20 protein-coding genes are annotated in these 18,336 nt (G+C 66.1%); 8 read left to right on the plus strand and 12 right to left on the minus strand.

The window, feature by feature from the left end; all coding sequences use genetic code 11:
* Positions 1–3: 3 nt before the first annotated feature.
* The 7 genes from C8C93_RS00750 to C8C93_RS00780 form a co-directional block, all read right to left on the minus strand.
* On the minus strand, positions 4–417 hold the full coding sequence (locus C8C93_RS00750) for a hypothetical protein (protein WP_147433712.1): 414 nt from the start codon (positions 415–417) through the stop codon (positions 4–6).
* A complete protein-coding gene (locus C8C93_RS00755) occupies positions 417–887 on the minus strand; it encodes a lysozyme inhibitor LprI family protein (protein WP_158603236.1) in 471 nt (156 codons plus the stop codon). Before C8C93_RS00755 ends, C8C93_RS00750 begins: the two co-directional genes overlap by 1 nt.
* Before the next feature lie 53 nt (positions 888–940).
* On the minus strand, positions 941–1,261 hold the full coding sequence (locus C8C93_RS00760) for a hypothetical protein (protein WP_121505583.1): 321 nt from the start codon (positions 1,259–1,261) through the stop codon (positions 941–943).
* 16 nt (positions 1,262–1,277) lie between these two features.
* The gene (locus tag C8C93_RS00765) at positions 1,278–2,984 is read right to left on the minus strand and encodes a YgcG family protein (RefSeq protein WP_121505584.1); all 1,707 of its coding nucleotides are present in this window, start codon (positions 2,982–2,984) and stop codon (positions 1,278–1,280) included.
* A gap of 203 nt (positions 2,985–3,187) precedes the next feature.
* A complete protein-coding gene (locus C8C93_RS00770; RefSeq protein WP_158603237.1) occupies positions 3,188–4,369 on the minus strand; it encodes a helix-turn-helix transcriptional regulator in 1,182 nt (393 codons plus the stop codon).
* A 125-nt stretch (positions 4,370–4,494) separates the two neighbouring features.
* A complete protein-coding gene (locus C8C93_RS00775) occupies positions 4,495–5,364 on the minus strand; it encodes a DUF3667 domain-containing protein (protein ID WP_121420937.1) in 870 nt (289 codons plus the stop codon).
* Between the two features lie 98 nt (positions 5,365–5,462).
* The gene (locus C8C93_RS00780) at positions 5,463–6,263 is read right to left on the minus strand and encodes an IPTL-CTERM sorting domain-containing protein (RefSeq protein ID WP_121508608.1); all 801 of its coding nucleotides are present in this window, start codon (positions 6,261–6,263) and stop codon (positions 5,463–5,465) included.
* Between the two features lie 362 nt (positions 6,264–6,625).
* On the opposite strand from C8C93_RS00780, the gene C8C93_RS00785 reads away from it, so the two are divergent.
* Both C8C93_RS00785 and coaD read left to right on the plus strand, forming a co-directional pair.
* Positions 6,626–7,849 carry a helix-turn-helix transcriptional regulator gene (locus tag C8C93_RS00785; RefSeq protein ID WP_121505586.1) on the plus strand — a complete coding sequence of 408 codons (1,224 nt, stop codon included), beginning with the start codon at positions 6,626–6,628 and terminating at the stop codon, positions 7,847–7,849.
* 148 nt (positions 7,850–7,997) lie between these two features.
* Positions 7,998–8,498: a pantetheine-phosphate adenylyltransferase gene (gene coaD, locus C8C93_RS00790; RefSeq protein ID WP_055395514.1), complete on the plus strand. Its 501-nt coding sequence runs from the start codon at positions 7,998–8,000 to the stop codon at positions 8,496–8,498.
* An 85-nt stretch (positions 8,499–8,583) separates the two neighbouring features.
* On the opposite strand, the gene C8C93_RS00795 is transcribed toward coaD, so the two are convergent.
* The gene (locus C8C93_RS00795) at positions 8,584–9,522 is read right to left on the minus strand and encodes a LysR family transcriptional regulator (protein ID WP_121505587.1); all 939 of its coding nucleotides are present in this window, start codon (positions 9,520–9,522) and stop codon (positions 8,584–8,586) included.
* A gap of 200 nt (positions 9,523–9,722) precedes the next feature.
* Here C8C93_RS00795 and lysA point away from each other — a divergent pair, with 200 nt between their 5' ends.
* Complete coding sequence (gene lysA, locus C8C93_RS00800) at positions 9,723–10,976, plus strand: diaminopimelate decarboxylase (RefSeq protein ID WP_121505588.1); 1,254 nt, start codon at positions 9,723–9,725, stop codon at positions 10,974–10,976.
* A 478-nt stretch (positions 10,977–11,454) separates the two neighbouring features.
* The gene (locus C8C93_RS00805) at positions 11,455–12,141 is read left to right on the plus strand and encodes a long-chain N-acyl amino acid synthase (protein WP_121420928.1); all 687 of its coding nucleotides are present in this window, start codon (positions 11,455–11,457) and stop codon (positions 12,139–12,141) included.
* Between the two features lie 29 nt (positions 12,142–12,170).
* Here the strand turns inward: C8C93_RS00805 and C8C93_RS00810 are convergent, their stop codons facing one another.
* From C8C93_RS00810 to C8C93_RS00825, 4 genes are all read right to left on the minus strand, one after another.
* Positions 12,171–13,184 carry an NAD(P)H-dependent glycerol-3-phosphate dehydrogenase gene (locus tag C8C93_RS00810; protein ID WP_121505589.1) on the minus strand — a complete coding sequence of 338 codons (1,014 nt, stop codon included), beginning with the start codon at positions 13,182–13,184 and terminating at the stop codon, positions 12,171–12,173.
* A 59-nt stretch (positions 13,185–13,243) separates the two neighbouring features.
* Entirely contained in the window at positions 13,244–13,702 is a 459-nt protein-coding gene (gene secB, locus C8C93_RS00815; protein ID WP_055395502.1) for a protein-export chaperone SecB, read from the minus strand.
* A 108-nt stretch (positions 13,703–13,810) separates the two neighbouring features.
* On the minus strand, positions 13,811–14,068 hold the full coding sequence (grxC, locus tag C8C93_RS00820; RefSeq protein ID WP_015015481.1) for a glutaredoxin 3: 258 nt from the start codon (positions 14,066–14,068) through the stop codon (positions 13,811–13,813).
* Positions 14,069–14,145: 77 nt separating this feature from the next.
* Positions 14,146–14,553, minus strand: a complete 408-nt coding sequence (locus C8C93_RS00825; protein WP_121420926.1) for a rhodanese-like domain-containing protein — start codon at positions 14,551–14,553, stop codon at positions 14,146–14,148.
* Between the two features lie 87 nt (positions 14,554–14,640).
* Between C8C93_RS00825 and gpmA the strand changes: the two genes are divergently transcribed.
* From gpmA to C8C93_RS00845, 4 genes are all read left to right on the plus strand, one after another.
* Complete coding sequence (gene gpmA, locus C8C93_RS00830) at positions 14,641–15,384, plus strand: 2,3-diphosphoglycerate-dependent phosphoglycerate mutase (RefSeq protein ID WP_055395498.1); 744 nt, start codon at positions 14,641–14,643, stop codon at positions 15,382–15,384.
* A gap of 121 nt (positions 15,385–15,505) precedes the next feature.
* The gene (locus C8C93_RS00835) at positions 15,506–16,942 is read left to right on the plus strand and encodes a S41 family peptidase (protein ID WP_055395496.1); all 1,437 of its coding nucleotides are present in this window, start codon (positions 15,506–15,508) and stop codon (positions 16,940–16,942) included.
* A 91-nt stretch (positions 16,943–17,033) separates the two neighbouring features.
* The gene (locus tag C8C93_RS00840) at positions 17,034–17,783 is read left to right on the plus strand and encodes a HesA/MoeB/ThiF family protein (protein WP_121505590.1); all 750 of its coding nucleotides are present in this window, start codon (positions 17,034–17,036) and stop codon (positions 17,781–17,783) included.
* 113 nt (positions 17,784–17,896) lie between these two features.
* Positions 17,897–18,322 carry a response regulator gene (locus tag C8C93_RS00845; protein WP_121508609.1) on the plus strand — a complete coding sequence of 142 codons (426 nt, stop codon included), beginning with the start codon at positions 17,897–17,899 and terminating at the stop codon, positions 18,320–18,322.
* The last annotated feature ends 14 nt before the right edge of the window (positions 18,323–18,336 follow it).

Genomic DNA, 18,336 nt, shown 5'->3' on the forward strand with positions numbered 1-18,336 from the left:
CTGCTATTGTTTTTGATGTGATCTGTCCAACGCGGTGGTCCCGGCTTCCGGTATCACCGTCAACCGCAGTGCATCGTCCTCCAGCGTGTAGGCGAAGGTGTAGCGGCCCGGCTCCAGGGTGGCGCGGCCTCGTGGGAAGGAGGTGTCGGTCACGTCGGTGAGCTGGCGCTGGGCCAGCTGGATGCGCGTCTTGCGGTAGTGCGCCAGCGTGGCCGGAACGGCGTGCCACCGGCTGGTCTGGCCGGGCCGCAAGGGGCCCAGGTCCACATCGCTGCGGGTGCGCGGCAGGCCTTGCCAGACATGCTCGAACACCTCCTGGCTGTTGTTGCGCACGCGCAGCCACACCGTGGGTTGGTCCTGCGCGTGGGCCAGTCCGGGTGCCAGCATGGGGAGCAGCCGCAGGAGTGTGCGGCGCATCATTCCGAATCCTTCAGGCTTTGCAGGTCCATGCTCAGGTCGCACACCCGCGCGCGGCGGCGTTCCAGCGCGGCGCCGGCGATGTTGAGCGCGGCCGATGTGCCCTGGTCGGCATGCAGCATGGCGTCCCACTGGCCCTGCGCGGTGTCAAACGCCAGCCATGCGCGCTGTGCCGCACGCAGGGCGTCGCGCCGGGTCGGGCCAGCGGCCTTGAGGGCCTGGGCGTAGACGCGGTTGAGCTCCTTGTCCCACGCGGCGTAGGCGGCCGACTGCGCGTCACGCAGGTCCACCGTCACGCCACCGCTGCGTTCGGACGCCGCCGCCAGGGCCTTGTCGATGGGGTGGGCGGTGGGCTGCCCGCAGAAGTGTTCGGCTGCCTGGGCTGTCTGTGTCCCGGTAGCCAGCAGGGTGAGTGTGGTCAGCAGTGCGAGGGTGGTGCTGCAAAGCGGCTTGAGCAAGGGATGGTGCATGGAGGCTTGTCCTTCTTTGCGGATTTTTTCTTTCGAGGAAGGGTGCCGCCAGCTCATGCGCCCACCCACAGCAGCGCTGCCACGGTGGCCAGTAGCGCCAGCACGGTGAAAGCGACTACCGCGCCTCCGCTGGCCGCTGCGACGTTGACCACGGTGGACCAGCCGCGCGCCTGGCCCCAGTGGGCAAGGTGGCGGGCTAGCCCCAGCGCGGCGAGCCAGCCCAGCACCAGCAGCACGGCCAAGGCGCCCAGCAGCTTTCCGCCCTGGGTGGAGTTCATCCCGTTGCTGCCGAGCAGTGCCGTAAACATGAAAAACAGCGCGGGCAGCAGATTGGCAGCGCCCGCCAGGAGCATGGTGAGGGTCGTGGCTGACATGCGGTGGGCCTGCGGCTTACTCCGTGACGGCGTAGCTCAGCACATCCAGCGACTGCGTGTGCTGGGGGTTGCCCGAGATCCAGTCCGCACGGGCGATCACCGTGTACACCCTGCCCTGTTCCAGCTTGCCGCCAGGTTGCAGGGCGGCGGTGCGCGGGTCTACGTAGAGCATGGCCGTGAACCCTTCGGCGCTGCGAAGCAGCACGGCCTGTTTGCCGTTTTTCACCTTGATATCGTTCACCCAGGCCGCCTTGTTGCCGGTGGGCGGGTTCAGGCTCTCCACGGTGCCCGACAGGCGCACGATCTTGCGCCAGACCTTGCTGTCCTTCGGGTTGGTGACCTTGCCGTTTTCAGCGGCATCGGCCTTCTGGATGTCGCCCAGCGACTGGTAGGCGATGGTCCAGTCGGCGTGGCTGGTATCGCGGCGCAGGTGGTCGGCTGCGAGCATCAGGTTTTCGGTCCAGTTGCCGCAGGCGCTCTTTTTCTTGCACAGCGCCCAGGCCGTGTTCATCCAGCGCTTGAGCTGCTCCGTCTTGTCGTGGCTGCCCATCTCCAGCGCGACGCCCGATCCCAGCACGGCGGCGGCCTGGTTCTGCTCAGGTGCCACCACCAGCACGGCACCGTTGCCCACATCGAGCTTGCCTACGCGCAGCTGGCGCATCATGGCGTGGGCGTATTCCTCGGCGGTCTTGCCGCCCAGGTCCTTTACCAGCAGGGTGACGATCTCCACGCCCGTCTTCTGCGCATGGTCGTACATCTGCTTTTCAAACTGCGCACGGATGGCCGGGTCCAGGATGCCGAACTCGTCGTAGATGAACTGGGTGCCCTTGGACGGGATGGCGGCCGCGTCCACCTTGGGCAGGGTTTCGGCCGCGGCGGCAAGGGCTGGGGCGGGCGTCTTGGCCGAGGGGACCGCCGGTGCTGCCGTGGGCGCTGGGGCCTTGGCCACCGTGGTAGCCGGTGCCGGGGCGGGTGATGCGGCAGCCGGTGCCGGTGCAGCGGGGGCAGCCGCTGCGGTGCGCACCGGCAATCCGCCAGAGCACTGCGGCCCACCGCCTTGCAGCTCGCAGGCTTCTGTCCAGCCGTTGGCAATGGCGGCCAGGCGCTTCTTGCGGCCCGGGTGGGTTTCGCCGTCCTTCTCGGGGATCAGCGTGGCAATGGCGCGCTGGGCATCGGCCAGCGGCGCGCCCATCTTGTAGAGCACAAAGCCGCTGAACTTGTCCGACTCCAGCTCGATGGGCGGCTGGCTGCCGCCGGGCACGATGGTGTGGCCCGAGAGGTGGTGCCCGATCTCGTGGGCCATGATGCTCACGGGCGCCCAGTTGTTGGATTTGGTGGCCTGAATGACTTCGCCCATGAAGGCCGGGTTGTAGGCAATCACGCGGCGCGGCACCTTGTCAGGCCCCTGCATGATCACCGCCGCCGCATTGGGCACCTTGCCCTCCACCACCACAAAGTTGGCGGGCAGTCCGGTGTATTTCATGATCTCGGCCACCACCTGCTTGCCGGTGCCGCCGCCCTTGGATAGGTCGGGTGGCGAGAAGGCCAGCGGGCTGCCGTCGTACGAGCAGGCCTGCAGCGTGGCGGCCAGCTCGGCCGCCAGCTGGGCCTTGCTGGGCTTGGCCACGGCAGCCGTCTTTTGGGCCATGGCCAGGCCGCCCACGGCCAGGCCCAGCATGGTGGCGCAGGCGAAGGCGACAGGGCGAACAATGCGGTGTTTCATGGGGATGGGTTCCTTGGGTTGGGATCAGTGAATGCGGTGGCCGGTTGCGCTGCGTGTTGCGCGCAGCCGTCGATACTGTCGCGCCCCAAGCCAGGGCGGCCGAGCAAGGGCCGCCCCGCAGTGAGGGCCGCGTCCCCCTGCCCGCATTGCGTAGCAATGCGAGAGCGGGGGGGGAAGGCGCCGAAGGCGACTCAGGGGGTGTCTCATGCTGTCACGAGGGCCGCCACGCGCAGCACGCGCTGGGCCAGTTCGGCCTGGCCGCGTGTGCCGGTCTTGGCGTACAGGCTGGCCAGCTGGGAGCGCACGGTGGGCATCTTCACGTGCCGGTTGTCGGCCATTTCGCGCGGGGTCATGCCCTGCAGCAGCAGGGGTAGCAGGGCGGCTTCGGCGGGGGTCAGGCCATAGAGCGCGCTGCACACCGACACCGTGGCGCCCGCGTGGGGTGGTGCCTCGGGCACCAGGATGAACTGGGCCAGCGGCTCGGCGGCGGGCCCCGGGCCATTGCGCAGCGGCGCGGCCAGGGCCACCAGTGTCCCCGGCGCGGTGTCGTGCTGGGTCTGCAGCCGGGCCGAGACCGGCGAGCGTGTGCTCAGGCTGGCGGTGAGCAGTGGCGTCAGCCCGGGGTGGATCTGCGCCAGCTGCAAGGGCTGGCGCGCCTGCCAGCCCGTGGCGTTGCGCAGCAGGATGCGGCATTCGTCCTCCACCCCCAGCCAGGCGCGGGCGTGTTCGTTCAGGTAGCGCACCTCGCCACGCTGGTTCACATGCATCAGCCCCAGCGGCAGCTGGTCCAGCGTGCGCTCCAGCGCACTGCTGTGGCGGCGGGCCTGCTGCAGGCGGCGCTGGGCGCGCATGAGGCTGCGCACCCAGGGCGTCACGGCGCGCAGCCGGGCAAATTGTTCGGGCGTGAACTCGTTCTGGCCCAGGTCGTTGTACATCGCCAGCACGTGCATTCCCACCTCGGGCGAGGCCTCCACGATGCTGTTGACCATGGCGTCGATGCCCAGGGGCTTGAGGTAGTCGGCATAAAACGCGCCACGGCGCAGGGCTGGGGTGCTGACGAGCTGCTGGCTCAGCGAACCGCCGCGTGCCAGCGCCTCACCCTGCTGGCGCACGAGCGCTTCGCTCCACGCATCGCTGCCCTGGATCAGGTTCGCATAGCGCGCCAGAAAATCATCGGGCATGCCCCATTGGTAGGCGGCCAGGGGGTCGTCCGAGCCGGGCAGGGGGCAAAACAGCACCACCTTGTGGCTGCCCAGCGATTCGCCCACACGGTGCAGCAGGCGCTCCACCATGCCGGGCTCGCCCAGGGCCTCCAGGCTTTCGGCCATCAGGGTCTCGAAACCAGGTATTCCCGCAGGCTGCGGGTCCCGCTCTTCACCGCTCAATGGGTGCTCCTCATCAGGTTGAATGAACTGCGCCGGATGGTAGGGTTGATGCCTGCGCCGCAACATCATTCAGGTGAAGGATGTGGCTGCGGCCCGACAGGTTTTCATGAACTTGTTCACGCTTTTCACGCGCCCATTTGCCACAGCACGAGTTCGACCACTGCGCGGGCATAAAGCTGGGTGGCCTGCCACTTGAGCGCCGCGAACAGCGCACCGGCCAGCAGCAGCCGCCAGCCATCACGCCGCCAATCCAGCACCAAAAACTGCCGCAGCGCCACCATGAGCATCAGCGTCTGCAGCGCCGTCATGTACCAGGGAGACCAGGCCTTGTGCCACCTGAACAGCTCGGGCGACGACGCCAGCACCAGCGGCAGCTGGTTGACCATCTGCAGCGCAATGAACACCGCCTGGCAATACAGTGCCAGGGTCAGCAGCTCTGCCACGTTGTAGCCCCACCGGCGGAACACCAGCCACATGCTGGCAAACGCCGCCACTGCGCCCAGCGAGAACGACCACTTGGAGTAGCCCGTGACCAGAGCGACCATGCGCTGCGCCTCTTCGCTGGGTAGCTCGGGCCGCAAGTAGTCGGTGTGGCCCAGCACGATCAGCAGGAAGCCGATGGCCAGGCACAGCAGGGTCAGCGGGTGCGGGTGGTCCTTGCGCTGGCCCAGCACGTATTCGCGTGCGGTGGTGCCGGGCTGGGGCAGCACGCGCAGTGCGTTGCGGAGGGTGTTCCATTCAAACCAGCGAAAACGCTCCCACGCTTCCTTGCGCACGGTGCTGCTGCCCATGCGCGCGGCCTTTTTCTGCCCGCACTGCGCACAAAACGGGCCAGAGAGCGCCGCGCCGCAGTTCAGGCATGCCTGGGTGTCGAACAGCGCGTCGCTGACGGTGGTGGGAGTGGGCTGGGGCGGACGGGGAATCACAAGGAAGAAACGGCGCAGGCCGGGCTGGGGTGGGCTGCGGATCGTAGGCTGTGGCCCGGCAGCCGCCATCGTTCACATGAACGACGATGAGCGACGGCGCTGCGTGGATTTGCTATGTTTTGTGTAGCTATTAGCGCTTGATGGATAAGCGCTGGCGCCCAAAAGTTTTAAAAATTCTTGCGACGCAGTGCCCCCATGCCCAGCGTGGCCGCCGCGAGCGACAGCAGGATCAGCGCCCATTCACCCAGGGTGGGCACGGGGGTGGCGGCGGGTGGGGCGCTGCACGCGGCATACCAGGGTGTGCTGCCCGTCGCTTTGTCCCAGGCAGCGCTGGTCGAAGGGGTCAGCTGGTTGGGGCACAGGGCAGACGCATCCGCCACCAGGGCTGCAGGCGGGGCGGGCAGGGGGCCGGTGAGCTGGTTGTTCTCCACCCGCAGTTGCTCCACCGTGGGCGGCAAGGCCGGCAGCGAGCCGGTGAACTGGTTGTTGTGGGCGTGGTAGAGGAAAAAGTGGGTCAGGCCGGCTGGGCTTGGCAGCGTGCCTTGCAGATCGTTGTTGGAGACATTGAGCACCCGCAGTTCCGGCAGGCCTGCAATGGGGGGCAGCCGCCCTGCGAGGTTGTTGCCGCTCAGATTGATGGTGCGGATGCCCGTCAGTGCCGACCAGTCGGGCAGCACCGCGCCCACGGGGTCGGTGAGGTTGTTGCTTTGCACGCTCAGGGCGACCACGGTGGTCTGGCCCCCGTCGCAAGTCACTCCGATCCAGGTGCATTCGGTGCCCGGCGCGCCCAGCCAGCCGTTTTGGACAGTCCAGGTCGGGCCGTTGGTGTGGTTGTAGAAGTCGATCAGAAACTGTCGCTGGTCGGCCGGTATGGCAGCCTGGGCCGAGGTGGCGGTCAGCGCGGCAAGCGCCACGGCAAAACCAGTGCCGACGCGGCGCAACAGGGTGGTGGTGCAGGAAGATTTCATGGATAAGGGACCGGAACAAAGGAAATGAACATCGCGCACCTGCCCTGCCGAGGGGGCCAGGCGGCGCCGTGGCCAGAATGTAGAAATGAGGCCCTGGCCTGCCTATCCGCCACCTGGAGGAAGCGAGCAGGGCCCACCCAGCCCGGGCGCGGGCGTGCGGGCAGGATGGCTCTTTTGGTAACAAGCCGTAGCCAGCGTCGGCGCCGTGCCACATCATTCGCTTGAACGATGTGGTGGCTGTCGGTGGGCCGTACCATCTGCCGCTCTTTGTTGTGCGAGGCCGCCAGACGGTGTTGACGGGTTGCGACTCCCGGCAGGGTCGTGAACAGGCTTTTGGAGGTCCACTGTGGAAAGGTTCTGGGTTGCACCACGCTCTGGGTGAATTGCTGGGCTCTGTCGCCGACGATGCGCGCTGGAGCGACGCGCTGGCCCGCTACGCCGCCAGCTTTCGCGCGGACCTGCTCGGCGGCGCCTTCCTGGCCAGCGATCTGGACCAGCTGGCGCAGTGGGGCGCGGAGTTTGCCGCGCACCCCGAGGTGGACTACTGGCTGCAGTCGCCATCGAGCGACGGCGCGCCCGCGCTGCTGGCGATGGGCGTGACGCCCGAGGCGGCGCAGCGCTATGTCACGCACTTTCGCCTGCAAGACCCGCTGTGGGACGACGCCATGGCGCAGCGTGCGCGCACGGGCCCGTCGGGCACCTGGGTGGCCACGGACGCGCCCGTGCACGCCACGCGCGGCTTTCGCCGCAGCGAGATCTACAGCGACTTCCTGCGCGAGTACGGCATCGGCACCCGTATGTTTGGCGGCAGCCAGGGCGCGTCGCACCCGGTGGGCAATTTGTTCATGTCGGTGTACCGCCAGGGGGACGACGAGGGCTTCACACCGGAGGAAGTCGCGCGTTTTCGCGCAGAGTTTGGCGGCGTGCAGCGCGCGGCCTTTCTGCACCGCGAGATGGTGGCGCTGCGCGCGCGCACCCAGGGCCTGGAGTCGCTGATGGAGCAGATGCCTATGGGCCTGCTGTTCTTTGACACCGCCGGCCGCCTGCTGCACGCCAATGCACGCGCCCGGCTGCTGAGCGCCCGGCCCGAAAGCGTGGCCCTGCGCACGCTGCTGCGCAGCCCGGTGCTGGCCAGCACGGCCGATGCCGCGCTGCGCGCGCTGTTCCAGCAATCGCTGCAGGGCCGCAGCGGCTGTGTGGAGCTGCCCGGCACCGAGGGCGGCTTGCTGCTGGTGACGCTGCCCCTGAGCGACCTGGCCGCGCTGGGCCTGTGCCACCGCGCGCCGGGCATCGCCTGGGTGGTGCTGGAGCGCAGCCTGTGCGGCGAGGCCGCCGTCGCCCTGGCCCGCCAGGCCTACCGCCTGAGCCCCTCCGAGGCCGATCTGCTGCTGGCGCTGATGCGCGGCCAGACCCCGCAGGATTTTGCCGACGCACGCGGCTCGCGCATCTCCACCGTGCGCACGCAGATGAGCGCGCTGCTGGCCAAGACGCGCACCCAGCGCCAGCAGGATCTGGTGGCGCTGGTGGCCCGGCTGATGCTGCTGGCACCGGGCAACGTGGCACTGCAGGGGATTGCGGTGGTGTGATCTCGTGGGGAGAGGGCGGCCCGCCGGTCCATGTTGCAGTGCACTGCATAATGCGCGCACGCGGCCCGCAGGCCCTGCGGCACGGGTGGTTCATCCGCTCCCAGGGCCCGGGCCAACGTCTATACAGCCAGACAGGAGACAACCAGCCATGGCCCAGAACGTGCTCGCCGTGTACCCCGGAACCTTTGACCCCATCACGCTGGGCCATGAAGACGTGGTGCGCAGGGCCACCCAGTTGTTCGAACGCGTGATCGTGGCCGTGGCTGCGGGCCACCACAAGAAGACGCTGTTCACCCTGGAAGAACGCATCGACATGGTCCGCGAGGCGGTCAAAAACTACCCACAAGTGCAGGTCGAAGCCTTCTCGGGCCTGCTGCGCGATTTTGTCGTGGAGCGTGGCGGCAAGGCCATGGTGCGTGGCCTGCGCGCCGTGACCGACTTTGACTACGAGTTCCAGCTGGCGGGCATGAACCGCAGCCTGATGCCGCAGGTGGAAACCGTGTTCCTCACCCCCAGCGACAAGTACCAGTTCATCAGCAGCACCTTTGTGCGCGAGATCGCCGTGCTCGGCGGCGAGGTGACCAAGTTTGTGTCGCCCTCGGTGGAGCAGCGGCTGGCCGAGAAGGTGCGCACGCTCACGCCGCCCTGATTTTTAGCCAAAACAGCCTCTGGCGCTTATCTGGTAAGCGCGAAAAGCTATATAAATAGTAGCAAACTCTCTGTGGCGGCAGTGGTCACGCCACGGCCTCCAGGCGGCGCGCCACCTCCGCCGCCTCGGCCCGCAGGGCCTCCAGCATGGGCGCCACCTCGGGCAGCGGTGGGCGGTACAGCGGCAGTACGGCCGCCACGCTGAACGGGATCGACAACGCGAGCCGACGCACCACCAGCCGGCCATTGGCTGCGGCGGTCAGGGCCGTCAGCGGGTTGACGATGGCCAGCCCCAGGCCATGCTCCACCATCGCGCACACGGCAGCCGCGCTGTGGGTTTCCATGCGCAGCGTGCGTGGCACGGCGGCTTCGGCGAAGCGCGCGTCGATGATGCGGCGATAGGGGTCGTCGGCCGACAGGCTCACAAAGGGCTGGTCGGCAAAGTCCGCCAGCTGCAGCACGGGTTGGCGGGCCAGGGCGTGGCTTGCGGGCAGCACGGCCACTTCGTCCAGGGTGAGCAGCACCTCGGCGCGGGTGCCGGGCGGGGCGGCGGTCTGCTCGCACAGGCCCAGGTCAAAACGCTGGGCGCTCATCCATTCTTCGAGCAGCGGCGAATCCTGCGGCGTGACCGACAGGCGCGCGTGGGGCTGCCCCTGCATCAGCCGCGCCGCCGCGCCGGGCAGCAGCGCATGCGCCAGCGCGGGCAGGCACAGCACTGCCAGCTGCACGGCGTCGGGCCGGCCCAGCGCCACGGCGCGGTCCACCACGCGCTCCAGCCCCTGCCACGAGCGCTGTACCTCGTCCCACAGCGCCAGCGCCCGCGCGTTGGCGCGCAGGCGGCCCTGTATGCGCTCGAACAGCGCATAGCCCAATAACGATTCAAGCCTGGCCAGCTCGCGGCTCACCGTGGGCTGCGAGCTGTGCAGCAGGTCGGCGGCGCCGGTGGCGCTGCCAGCGGTCATCACGGCGCGGAACACCTCGATGTGCCGGTGGGTGATGCGGTGGGCCAGTGCGGTGTCGGTCATGGGCAAAGCATATCCATATTGAATAGAGGATGTAAATCAAAGCATTCGACCAAATACCTTGGAAGGGGCATCATCCGCGCTTCCCTTCAGTCATGACTTACGCAAAACAGGGTTCAGGCAAGCGGTTCACCCCAGGGCGAGGCGGTTGTTGCATCCCGATTTGCGTAAGTCCTATCAGTCTTTGTGCCTTCGGAGTCCCCATGTCCAACCCCTTCTCGCCCGCCCAGCTGTGGTCCCTGGCCGACCAGTTCGGCACCCCCTTGTGGGTGTATGACGCGGCCACCATCCGCCAGCGCATTGCGCAGGTGTCCAATTTCGAGACCATCCGGTTCGCGCAAAAGGCCTGCTCCAACATCCACATCCTGAAGCTCATGCGCGAGCAGGGCGTGAAGGTGGATGCGGTCTCGCGCGGCGAGATCCTGCGTGCGCTGGCGGCCGGCTACGCGGCCGGCAAAGGCGGGGAAGGGCCGTCGGAGATCGTCTTTACCGCCGACCTGTTCGACGCCGCCACGCTCGACTGCGTGGTGGAACACGGCGTGCCGGTCAACGCTGGCTCGATCGACATGCTGCACCAGCTGGGCGCGCGTTCGCCGGGCCATGCGGTGTGGCTGCGCATCAACCCCGGCTTTGGCCATGGCCACAGCAACAAGACCAACACGGGTGGCGAGCACAGCAAGCACGGCATCTGGCACACCGACCTGCCTGCAGCGCTGGCCGCGATCAAGCAGCACGGCCTGAAGCTCGTGGGCCTGCACATGCACATCGGCTCGGGCGTGGACTACAGCCACTTGCAGGAGGTGTGTGGTGCGATGGTCAACTTGGTGCGCACGGCGCATGCGGCCGGGCATGACCTGCACGCCATCTCGGCCGGTGGCGGCCTGTCCATCCCCTACCGCAGTGGCGACCCGGTGGTCGATACGCAGCATTACCACGGCCTGTGGGACGCCGCGCGGCAGCAGGCCGAGGCCATCGTGGGCCACAAGCTGGGCCTGGAGATCGAGCCCGGCCGCTATCTGGTGGCCGAATCCGGCGTGCTGCTGGGCCAAGTGCGGGCCACCAAGAACGCGGGCAACAACCACTTTGTGCTGGTCGATACCGGCTTCAACGAACTCATGCGCCCCTCGATGTACGGCAGCTACCACGGCATGAGCGTGCTGCGTCGCGATGGCTCGACGGCGGCAGAGCAACCCACGGTGGTGGCAGGCCCGTTGTGCGAATCGGGCGACGTGTTCACCCAGGGCGACGGCGGCGTGGTGCTGCCACGCGACCTGCCCGCCGCCCAGGTGGGCGATCTGCTGGTGATCCACGACACCGGGGCCTATGGCGCATCGATGTCCTCCAACTACAACACGCGTCCGCTGATTGCCGAGGTGCTCGTTGACGGTGGCCAGGCGCGCCTGATCCGCCGCCGTCAGACGGTGGACGAACTGCTGGCGCTGGAACTGGGGCTTTGATCGTGCTGTGGGGCGGGTGCCGCTCCCACAGCCGGTAGGCGCGCGCCTACGGCCACGCGCCGTGCTGGCGCACACGGGCGGGAAAAGGAGGGCCATACAGTGAAATCACTTATCCCCTTCAACCCTTTTCAGGAGATCACTATGCCCATCATTGCCTGGCTGCTCGGCGTCCCACTGTCCGTTGTTCTGTTGCTCATGCTGTTCGGCGTGTTCTGATCCTGCCCCGCAAGGGGATTGCCAAAAAAGCCGCAGGGCGCCTATCCATGGTGCCCTGCGGCTTTTTTGCTGGGCATGCCTTTCGCCAAGGTCGTGCGTCCGTTCGTCCGCTTGCCATGCCAACCCGGGCTCCAGGGAACGAGAGAAGCCGTTAAGCTGGCCTTTCGCCCTGTTTTCAACGGAGCGACGAGGCCCCGGCTGCCTCGCGCCACGCACGGCGCGCGGGCGGGTAGAGGCCACTTTGCCCACCCCTGGAGCCGCCATGGACGCCGAAGAACAGACCATTGTCGAGCTGGCCTACCCCGGCGAGTACCTGAGCCGCCTGGGCTGTGCCGAAACCAAGACCTGCAAGATCCGTCTGTCCCGCAAGGGCCAGGGGCTGCTGGCCCGCATGTACGCCCGCAAGGGCTACAGCATGCAGGCCACCTTGTCGCACGACTGCGACTTGAGCAGCCTGGTGGTGCAGATTGATGGGCAGTCGCAGGGGACGATTTCGGTCCGCATGGATGACGGGCACCTGGCGGCCGAGGAGCAGTACCCCGAGTTCATTGCCGAACTGCGCCAGCGCGGCGCGCGCATCTGCGAAATGGGCAAGCTTGCAATGGACCCCGGGGTGCGTTCCAAGCATGTGCTGGGTGCCATCTTCCACATTGCGTGGATCGTGGCCTTCCGCGCCCGGCGCGCCACCGACATCGTCATCGAGGTGAACCCGCGCCACGCCCCGTTCTACCGGCGCATGCTGTGTTTTGACCAGATCGGCCCCGAACGCATGTGCGAGCGTGTGGGTGCGCCCGCCGTGCTGCTGCACATCGGCGCCGACAAGGGGCGCCGCCTCATCGACCAATTTGGCGGCCAGCCCAAGCTGGCCAGCGTGGAGCGCAGCTTCTACCCCTATTTCTTCCACCCCGACGATGAAGAGGGTCTGCTGCGGCGCCTGTCGGTGGGGTAGCCGTCAGGTCTTGCGCGGGGCCTCTACCGTCAGAGCTCGCCCCGGGGGCCGCGCCCCATGAGCTGCGCCACGGCCTCGGCAGGTTGCAGGCGGCCGTCAAGCAAGGCCACGGCGGCCTCGGCGATGGGCATGTCCACACCCAGGGTCTGTGCGCGCTGCACCACGGTGCGGGCGCTGTAGACGCCTTCCGCCACATGGCCCAGGGATTCCACCGCCTGAGCCAGGGTCTGGCCCTGTGCCAGCAGCATGCCCACGCGCCGGTTGCGCGACAGGTCGCCGGTGGCGGTCAGCACCAGGTCGCCCAGGCCGGACAGGCCCATGAAGGTGTCGGGCCGCGCGCCCAGCGCCAGGCCCAGCCGCGTCATCTCAGCCAGGCCGCGCGTGATGAGTGCGGCGCGGGCGTTGAGACCCAGCGCCAGCCCGTCGCACAGGCCGGTGGCAATGGCCAGCACGTTCTTCACCGCGCCGCCCACTTCCACGCCCACGATGTCTTCGTTGGCATACACGCGCACGCTCGGGCTGTGAAAGGCGTTGACCAGCGCATCGCGCACGGCGGCATGGGCGCTGGCGGCCACCAGGGCTGTGGGCTGCCCCAGGGCGACTTCCTGCGCAAAGCTCGGGCCGCTGAACACGCCTGCTATTAAATCAGGAGCTACTTGCGCTTGTACTTCGTGCGCTAGCAGTCCAAAAGATGCTGAATTGGCACCGACAGGCACCGCCTCAAACCCCTTGCACAGCCAGGCCACAGGTGCCGTGCACCCGCGCAGCGCCAGCAGCATGCCGCGCAGGGCGGCCATGGGCGTGGCCACGATGACCAGGTCGGCACCGGGCAACAGCGCGCGGAAGTCGCCATCGACCACTGAGAGGGCCGGGGGGAGGGCAATGCCCGGCAGGTAGCGGGCGTTTTGTGCCTGGGCGCGCATGCTTTGCGCCTGGGCTGCATCGCGGGCCCACAGGGTGACCGCGTGCCCGGCAGGGTGCTGGGCTGCGCTCATGGCGACCGCAGAGCCCCAGGCACCAGCGCCCAATACTATGATTTTCATAGCTGCTTGCGCTTATCTATCGGGCGGTAGAGGCCAAAAAAGCCTCTAAACGCTGATGATTACTGCGTGATGATGGGCGAGGCTTGGCCGGCGGCCTGCGCTTGCTGCTGCTCGTACATGGCCTGGAAGTTGATTTCGGCCAGGTGGACTGGCGGGAAGCCAGCGCGGTTGATCACGTCGGCCACGTTGCCGCGCAGGTACGGGTACACGATCTGTGGGCAGGCGATGCCCATGATGGGGCCCATCTGGTCTTCGGGCACGTTGCGGATTTCGAAGATGCCGGCCTGCTTGGCTTCGACCAGGAACACGGTCTTGTCCTTGATCTTGGTCTGCACGGTAGCCGTCACGGCCACTTCAAAAATGCCTTCGGCCACGGGAGTGGCTTCCACACCCAGCTGGATGTCCACGCTGGGTTGCTCTTGTTCGAGCAGGATACCGGGGGAATTGGGTTGTTCCAGCGACAGGTCCTTGAGGTAGACGCGCTGGATCTGGAACACGGGGTTTTCTTGATCGGCCATGGTGAAGTCTCTTTGAGCTTACAAAATTGCTAGCAAAACAAAACCCGCCGGGGAGCAGCTCCCGCAGCGGGCACATGGGGCTGCATTATGCAGCGCCCGGGGAGGGGGTCAGGCGCCCAACAAGGGCATGAGCTCGCCACGGCTGTCCAGCGCCACCAGATCGTCGTGGCCGCCCACGTGGGTGTCACCGATGTAGATCTGCGGCACCGTGCGGCGGCCGGTGATCTCCATCATGTGGCTGCGCGCGGCGGGGTCGGTGTCGATGCGGATCTCCTCGATCTGCTCCACACCCTTGGACTTGAGGATCTGCTTGGCCCGGATGCAGTAGGGGCAGACGGCGGTGGTGTACATCTTCACGGGTTGCATGGCGGACCTTCCTCTTTCTTCCTGTGGGGCTAAAAATCAGTGGCAAGACTATCGCGGACCCAATAACTGGGGGCGGATCAGGCTTTTTCCACAGGCAGGCTGGCTTCTCGCCAGGCCTTCAGGCCACCAGCGAGCGACTGGGCGTTTTCGTAGCCCAGTTTTTTGGCAATGGCGACGGCGCGGTTGGAGCGGGCGCCACTGGCACACACCAGCACCACGGGCAGGGCCTTGTTCTTGACCACGGTGGGCAGGCGCTCTTCGAGCTGGCCCAGGGGCACGTTCTTGGCTCCGTTCACGTGGCCGGCGGCGAATTCCTCGGTTTCGCAGACGTCGATGACCACCGCTTTTTCGCGGTTGATGAGCTGCACGGCGCGCGCTGGCGTCAGCGAGCCGCCACTGGCGTTCTTGAGGACCGGCCACAGCAACATGCTGCCCGAAGCCAGTGCAACGAGGAACAGATACCAGTTATCAATAATGAATTTCACGAAGCTTCCTTGGGTTGGCGAACAGCGTAATTCTAGAATGCTGGGTTTTGGCCCGCATTTTTTTGACCTGCCTTTCCTGGGGAAACCATGTACAAGCTCGTTCTGATTCGCCACGGCGAATCCACCTGGAACCTTGAAAACCGCTTTACCGGCTGGACCGACGTGGATCTCACGCCCACCGGTGTTTCCCAGGCCATGTCGGCCGGCAAGCTGCTCAAGGCCGAGGGCTACGAGTTCGACCTGGCGTTCACCAGCGTGCTCAAGCGCGCCATCCACACCCTGTGGTACACGCTGGACGAAATGGATTGCACCTGGCTGCCCGTGGTCAAGGACTGGCGCCTGAACGAGCGACACTACGGTGCCCTGCAGGGCCTGAACAAGGCCGACATGGCCAAGCAGTACGGCGACGAGCAGGTGCTGGTGTGGCGCCGCAGCTATGACACCCCGCCGCCAGCGCTGGAAGCCACCGACCCCCGCAGCGAGCGCAGCGACCGCCGCTACGCCGCTCTGGCCGAAGGCAGCGTGCCGCTCACGGAATGCCTGAAGGACACCGTGGCCCGCGTGCTGCCGTTCTGGAACGATGCCATGGCACCGGCCATCCGCTCAGGCAAGCGCGTGGTGGTCGCCGCGCACGGCAATTCCATCCGCGCCCTGGTGAAGTACCTGGACAACATCTCCGAGTCGGACATCGTGGGCCTGAACATTCCCAACGGAATCCCGTTGGTATATGAACTGGACGCCGACCTCAAGCCCATCCGCCACTACTATCTGGGCGATGCAGAAGCGGCTGCCAAGGCAGCTGCGGCAGTCGCCTCGCAAGGCAAGGCGTAAAGCCTGGGTAAAGACGGGGAAAACCCGCCGATACCCTGTCTAAAGTGAGTGCCTGCGCGGAACTGCAGCGGGTTTGGTCCTTCCAAGGTGTATATTGGTTTTGAAGCGGTAAAGGTGTTGTATGGGCCACAAACTCAAAATTGCGGGATGGGTATCGGTTGGTGTCGTGGCTGGGGCTCTGACGACGGTTTCGTTGCAGACGGTCGCGCGTGGTGCGATGACTCCGCTGCCGCTGGAAGAAATCCAGCAGCTGTCGGCGGTGTTTGGCCTCGTAAAGACCGACTATGTCGAACCGGTGGATGACAAGAAGCTCATCACCGACGCCATCTCCGGCATGGTCGCCAGCCTGGACCCGCACTCCCAGTATTTCGACAAGAAGTCCTTCAAGGAATTTCGCGAAGGCACTTCCGGCCGTTTTGTGGGGGTTGGTATCGAAATCACCCAGGAAGACGGCTTGATCAAGGTGGTGTCGCCCATCGAAGGGTCTCCCGCCTTCCGCGCTGGCCTCAAGACCAATGACCTGATCACCAAGATCGACGAAACGGCGGTCAAAGGCCTGTCCCTGAACGATGCCGTCAAGCGCATGCGTGGCGAGCCCAACACCAAGGTCACGCTCACCATCTTCCGCAAGGACGAGAGCCGCACCTTCCCGGTCACCATCACGCGCGAAGAGATCAAGACCCAGTCCGTCAAGGGCAAGGTGGTGGAGCCCGGCTACGCCTGGATCCGCCTGTCGCAGTTCCAGGAGCGCACGGTCGATGACTTTGTGCGCAAGGTGGAAGAGGTCTACAAGCAGGAACCCAACCTCAAGGGCCTGGTGCTTGACCTGCGCAACGATCCCGGCGGCCTGCTGGATGCGGCTGTGGCCGTGTCGGCCGCGTTCCTGCCAGAAAACGTCACGGTGGTCACGACCAACGGACAGCTCGCGGACAGCAAGGCCACTTACAAGGCCTCGCCCGACTTCTACCAGCGCCGTGGCGGGGGTGACCCGTTGCGCCGCCTGCCCGCAGCCCTCAAGTCCGTGCCACTCGTGGTGCTGGTGAATGAAGGCTCTGCGTCGGCCAGCGAGATCGTGGCGGGCGCTCTGCAGGACCACAAGCGCGCCACCATCATGGGCAGCCAGACCTTTGGCAAGGGCTCGGTGCAGACCGTGCGTCCGCTGGGGCCTGATACCGGCATCAAGCTGACCACCGCGCGCTATTACACCCCGAGCGGCAAGTCGATCCAGGCCAAGGGCATCGTGCCCGACGTGATGATCGACGAATCGGAAGAAGGCAACATCTTCGCTGCTTTGCGCATGCGCGAGGCCGATCTGGACAAGCACCTGGGCAGCGGCCAAGGCGAGGAAAAGAAGGATGAGGCCCGTGAAAAGGCCCGCGAAAGCGCCCTCAAGCGCATGGAAGAAGAAGCCAAAAAGCCTGCAGCAGAACGCAAGGCTCCAGAGTTCGGTTCGGACAAGGACTTCCAGCTCGTGCAGGCGCTCAACCAGCTCAAGGGCCGCCCCGTGCTGGTCAGCAAGACACTGACGGAACGCAAGGACGAAAAGAAAGAAAATTGAGCTTTCGCTCCCTGTGCTGAAGGCCGGATTTCCAGCGAAGTCCGGCCTTTTTTCTTGTCCTTCTTGCTCTTCTTTTCTTGAGACTATCGCCATGACCGATGACCAGCTCCTGCGGTACTCCCGCCACATCCTGCTCGATGAGATGGGCATCGAGGGGCAGGAGCAGGTGCTGGCGTCCCATGCCCTCATCATCGGTGCGGGTGGCCTGGGCTCGCCTGCCGCGCTGTACCTGGCGTCTGCCGGTGTGGGGCACATCACCCTGGTGGACGACGATGTGGTGGACCTGACCAACCTGCAACGCCAAATCGCACACACCACCGCGCGCGTCGGCCAGCCCAAGGTGGCGTCTGCAGCCAGCGCCATGGCAGCTATCAACCCCGAAGTGCAGGTGACCGTGCTCCAGGCGCGCGCAGATGCCGCTGTGCTCGATACCCTGGTGCAAGACGCCTGCGTTGTGCTCGATTGCAGCGACAACTACGCAACACGCCACGCCATCAATGCGGCCTGTGTGCGCCATCGCAAGCCCCTCGTTGCGGGGGCCGTCATCCGCTTTGATGCCCAGATCACGGTGGTGGACCCGCGCCAGGCTGCATCGCCCTGTTACGCCTGTATTTTTCCGCCTGAGGCGGATTTTGAAGAGGTGCGTTGCTCCACCATGGGCGTGTTTGCCCCGCTGGTGGGCGTGGTGGGTGCCCTGCAGGCGGCCGAGGCGCTCAAGCTGCTTGCAGGCATCGGAACGTCACTGGCTGGGCGTCTGTTGATGCTGGATGGACGGTCCATGGAATGGAGCACGATGAACGTGGCGCGTGCGCCGCACTGCACGGTGTGTGTTGCTCGGTAGGATTACTCCTACAGCGTCCGCGTGCGGCGGCTGGCAGAATCCGCTCAGCTGAGCCACTAAATTTGAGGCTCGACCAGCGTAAATGTGCGTTGGTAGTGAAACGGGACCCTTCTGTGATACTCCGCACCTATATCGTTGAAGACAACGCCACCATTCGAGAGAACCTGATCGGGACGCTCGAAGAATTGGCGTCCGTAGAGGCGGTAGGGGTCGCTGAGACCGAGGACGAGGGCAAGAACTGGCTCGCCACCCATGGTGAGCAGTGGGATCTGGCAATAGTGGATCTTTTTCTGCGCCAAGGCAGTGGGCTGGGGGTCCTGGCGGCATGCCGCTCGCGCCGCCCTGGCCAGAAGATGGTGGTGCTGAGCAACTACGCGACACCCGATGTGCGCATGCGCTGCGCTCAGCTGGGGGTGGACGCGGTCTTCGACAAATCCAACGAAATTGATGCGCTGGTGGACTACTGCATCCAGCACAGCAGCAGTCCTGCGGGTATGGAAGCTGGCCAGTCCCTGTCGTCGCCGGGCCATTCGCTGTGATGCTGCGCCCTGCA

The organism is Acidovorax sp. 93 (genome assembly GCF_003633835.1).
Lineage (GTDB): Bacteria > Pseudomonadota > Gammaproteobacteria > Burkholderiales > Burkholderiaceae_C > Acidovorax > Acidovorax facilis.

Excerpts from the sequence above, each read along its gene's own strand:
- C8C93_RS00750 (WP_147433712.1), bottom strand. The coding sequence starts at position 417 with ATGCGCCGCACACTCCTGCGGCTGCTCCCCATGCTGGCACCCGGACTG.
- C8C93_RS00755 (WP_158603236.1), bottom strand. The coding sequence starts at position 887 with ATGCACCATCCCTTGCTCAAGCCGCTTTGCAGCACCACCCTCGCACTG.
- C8C93_RS00760 (WP_121505583.1), bottom strand. The coding sequence starts at position 1,261 with ATGTCAGCCACGACCCTCACCATGCTCCTGGCGGGCGCTGCCAATCTG.
- C8C93_RS00765 (WP_121505584.1), bottom strand. The coding sequence starts at position 2,984 with ATGAAACACCGCATTGTTCGCCCTGTCGCCTTCGCCTGCGCCACCATG.
- C8C93_RS00775 (WP_121420937.1), bottom strand. The coding sequence starts at position 5,364 with ATGGCGGCTGCCGGGCCACAGCCTACGATCCGCAGCCCACCCCAGCCC.
- C8C93_RS00780 (WP_121508608.1), bottom strand. The coding sequence starts at position 6,263 with ATGAAATCTTCCTGCACCACCACCCTGTTGCGCCGCGTCGGCACTGGT.
- coaD (WP_055395514.1), top strand. The coding sequence starts at position 7,998 with ATGGCCCAGAACGTGCTCGCCGTGTACCCCGGAACCTTTGACCCCATC.
- C8C93_RS00795 (WP_121505587.1), bottom strand. The coding sequence starts at position 9,522 with ATGACCGACACCGCACTGGCCCACCGCATCACCCACCGGCACATCGAG.
- lysA (WP_121505588.1), top strand. The coding sequence starts at position 9,723 with ATGTCCAACCCCTTCTCGCCCGCCCAGCTGTGGTCCCTGGCCGACCAG.
- C8C93_RS00805 (WP_121420928.1), top strand. The coding sequence starts at position 11,455 with ATGGACGCCGAAGAACAGACCATTGTCGAGCTGGCCTACCCCGGCGAG.
- C8C93_RS00810 (WP_121505589.1), bottom strand. The coding sequence starts at position 13,184 with ATGAAAATCATAGTATTGGGCGCTGGTGCCTGGGGCTCTGCGGTCGCC.
- secB (WP_055395502.1), bottom strand. The coding sequence starts at position 13,702 with ATGGCCGATCAAGAAAACCCCGTGTTCCAGATCCAGCGCGTCTACCTC.
- grxC (WP_015015481.1), bottom strand. The coding sequence starts at position 14,068 with ATGCAACCCGTGAAGATGTACACCACCGCCGTCTGCCCCTACTGCATC.
- gpmA (WP_055395498.1), top strand. The coding sequence starts at position 14,641 with ATGTACAAGCTCGTTCTGATTCGCCACGGCGAATCCACCTGGAACCTT.
- C8C93_RS00835 (WP_055395496.1), top strand. The coding sequence starts at position 15,506 with ATGGGCCACAAACTCAAAATTGCGGGATGGGTATCGGTTGGTGTCGTG.
- C8C93_RS00840 (WP_121505590.1), top strand. The coding sequence starts at position 17,034 with ATGACCGATGACCAGCTCCTGCGGTACTCCCGCCACATCCTGCTCGAT.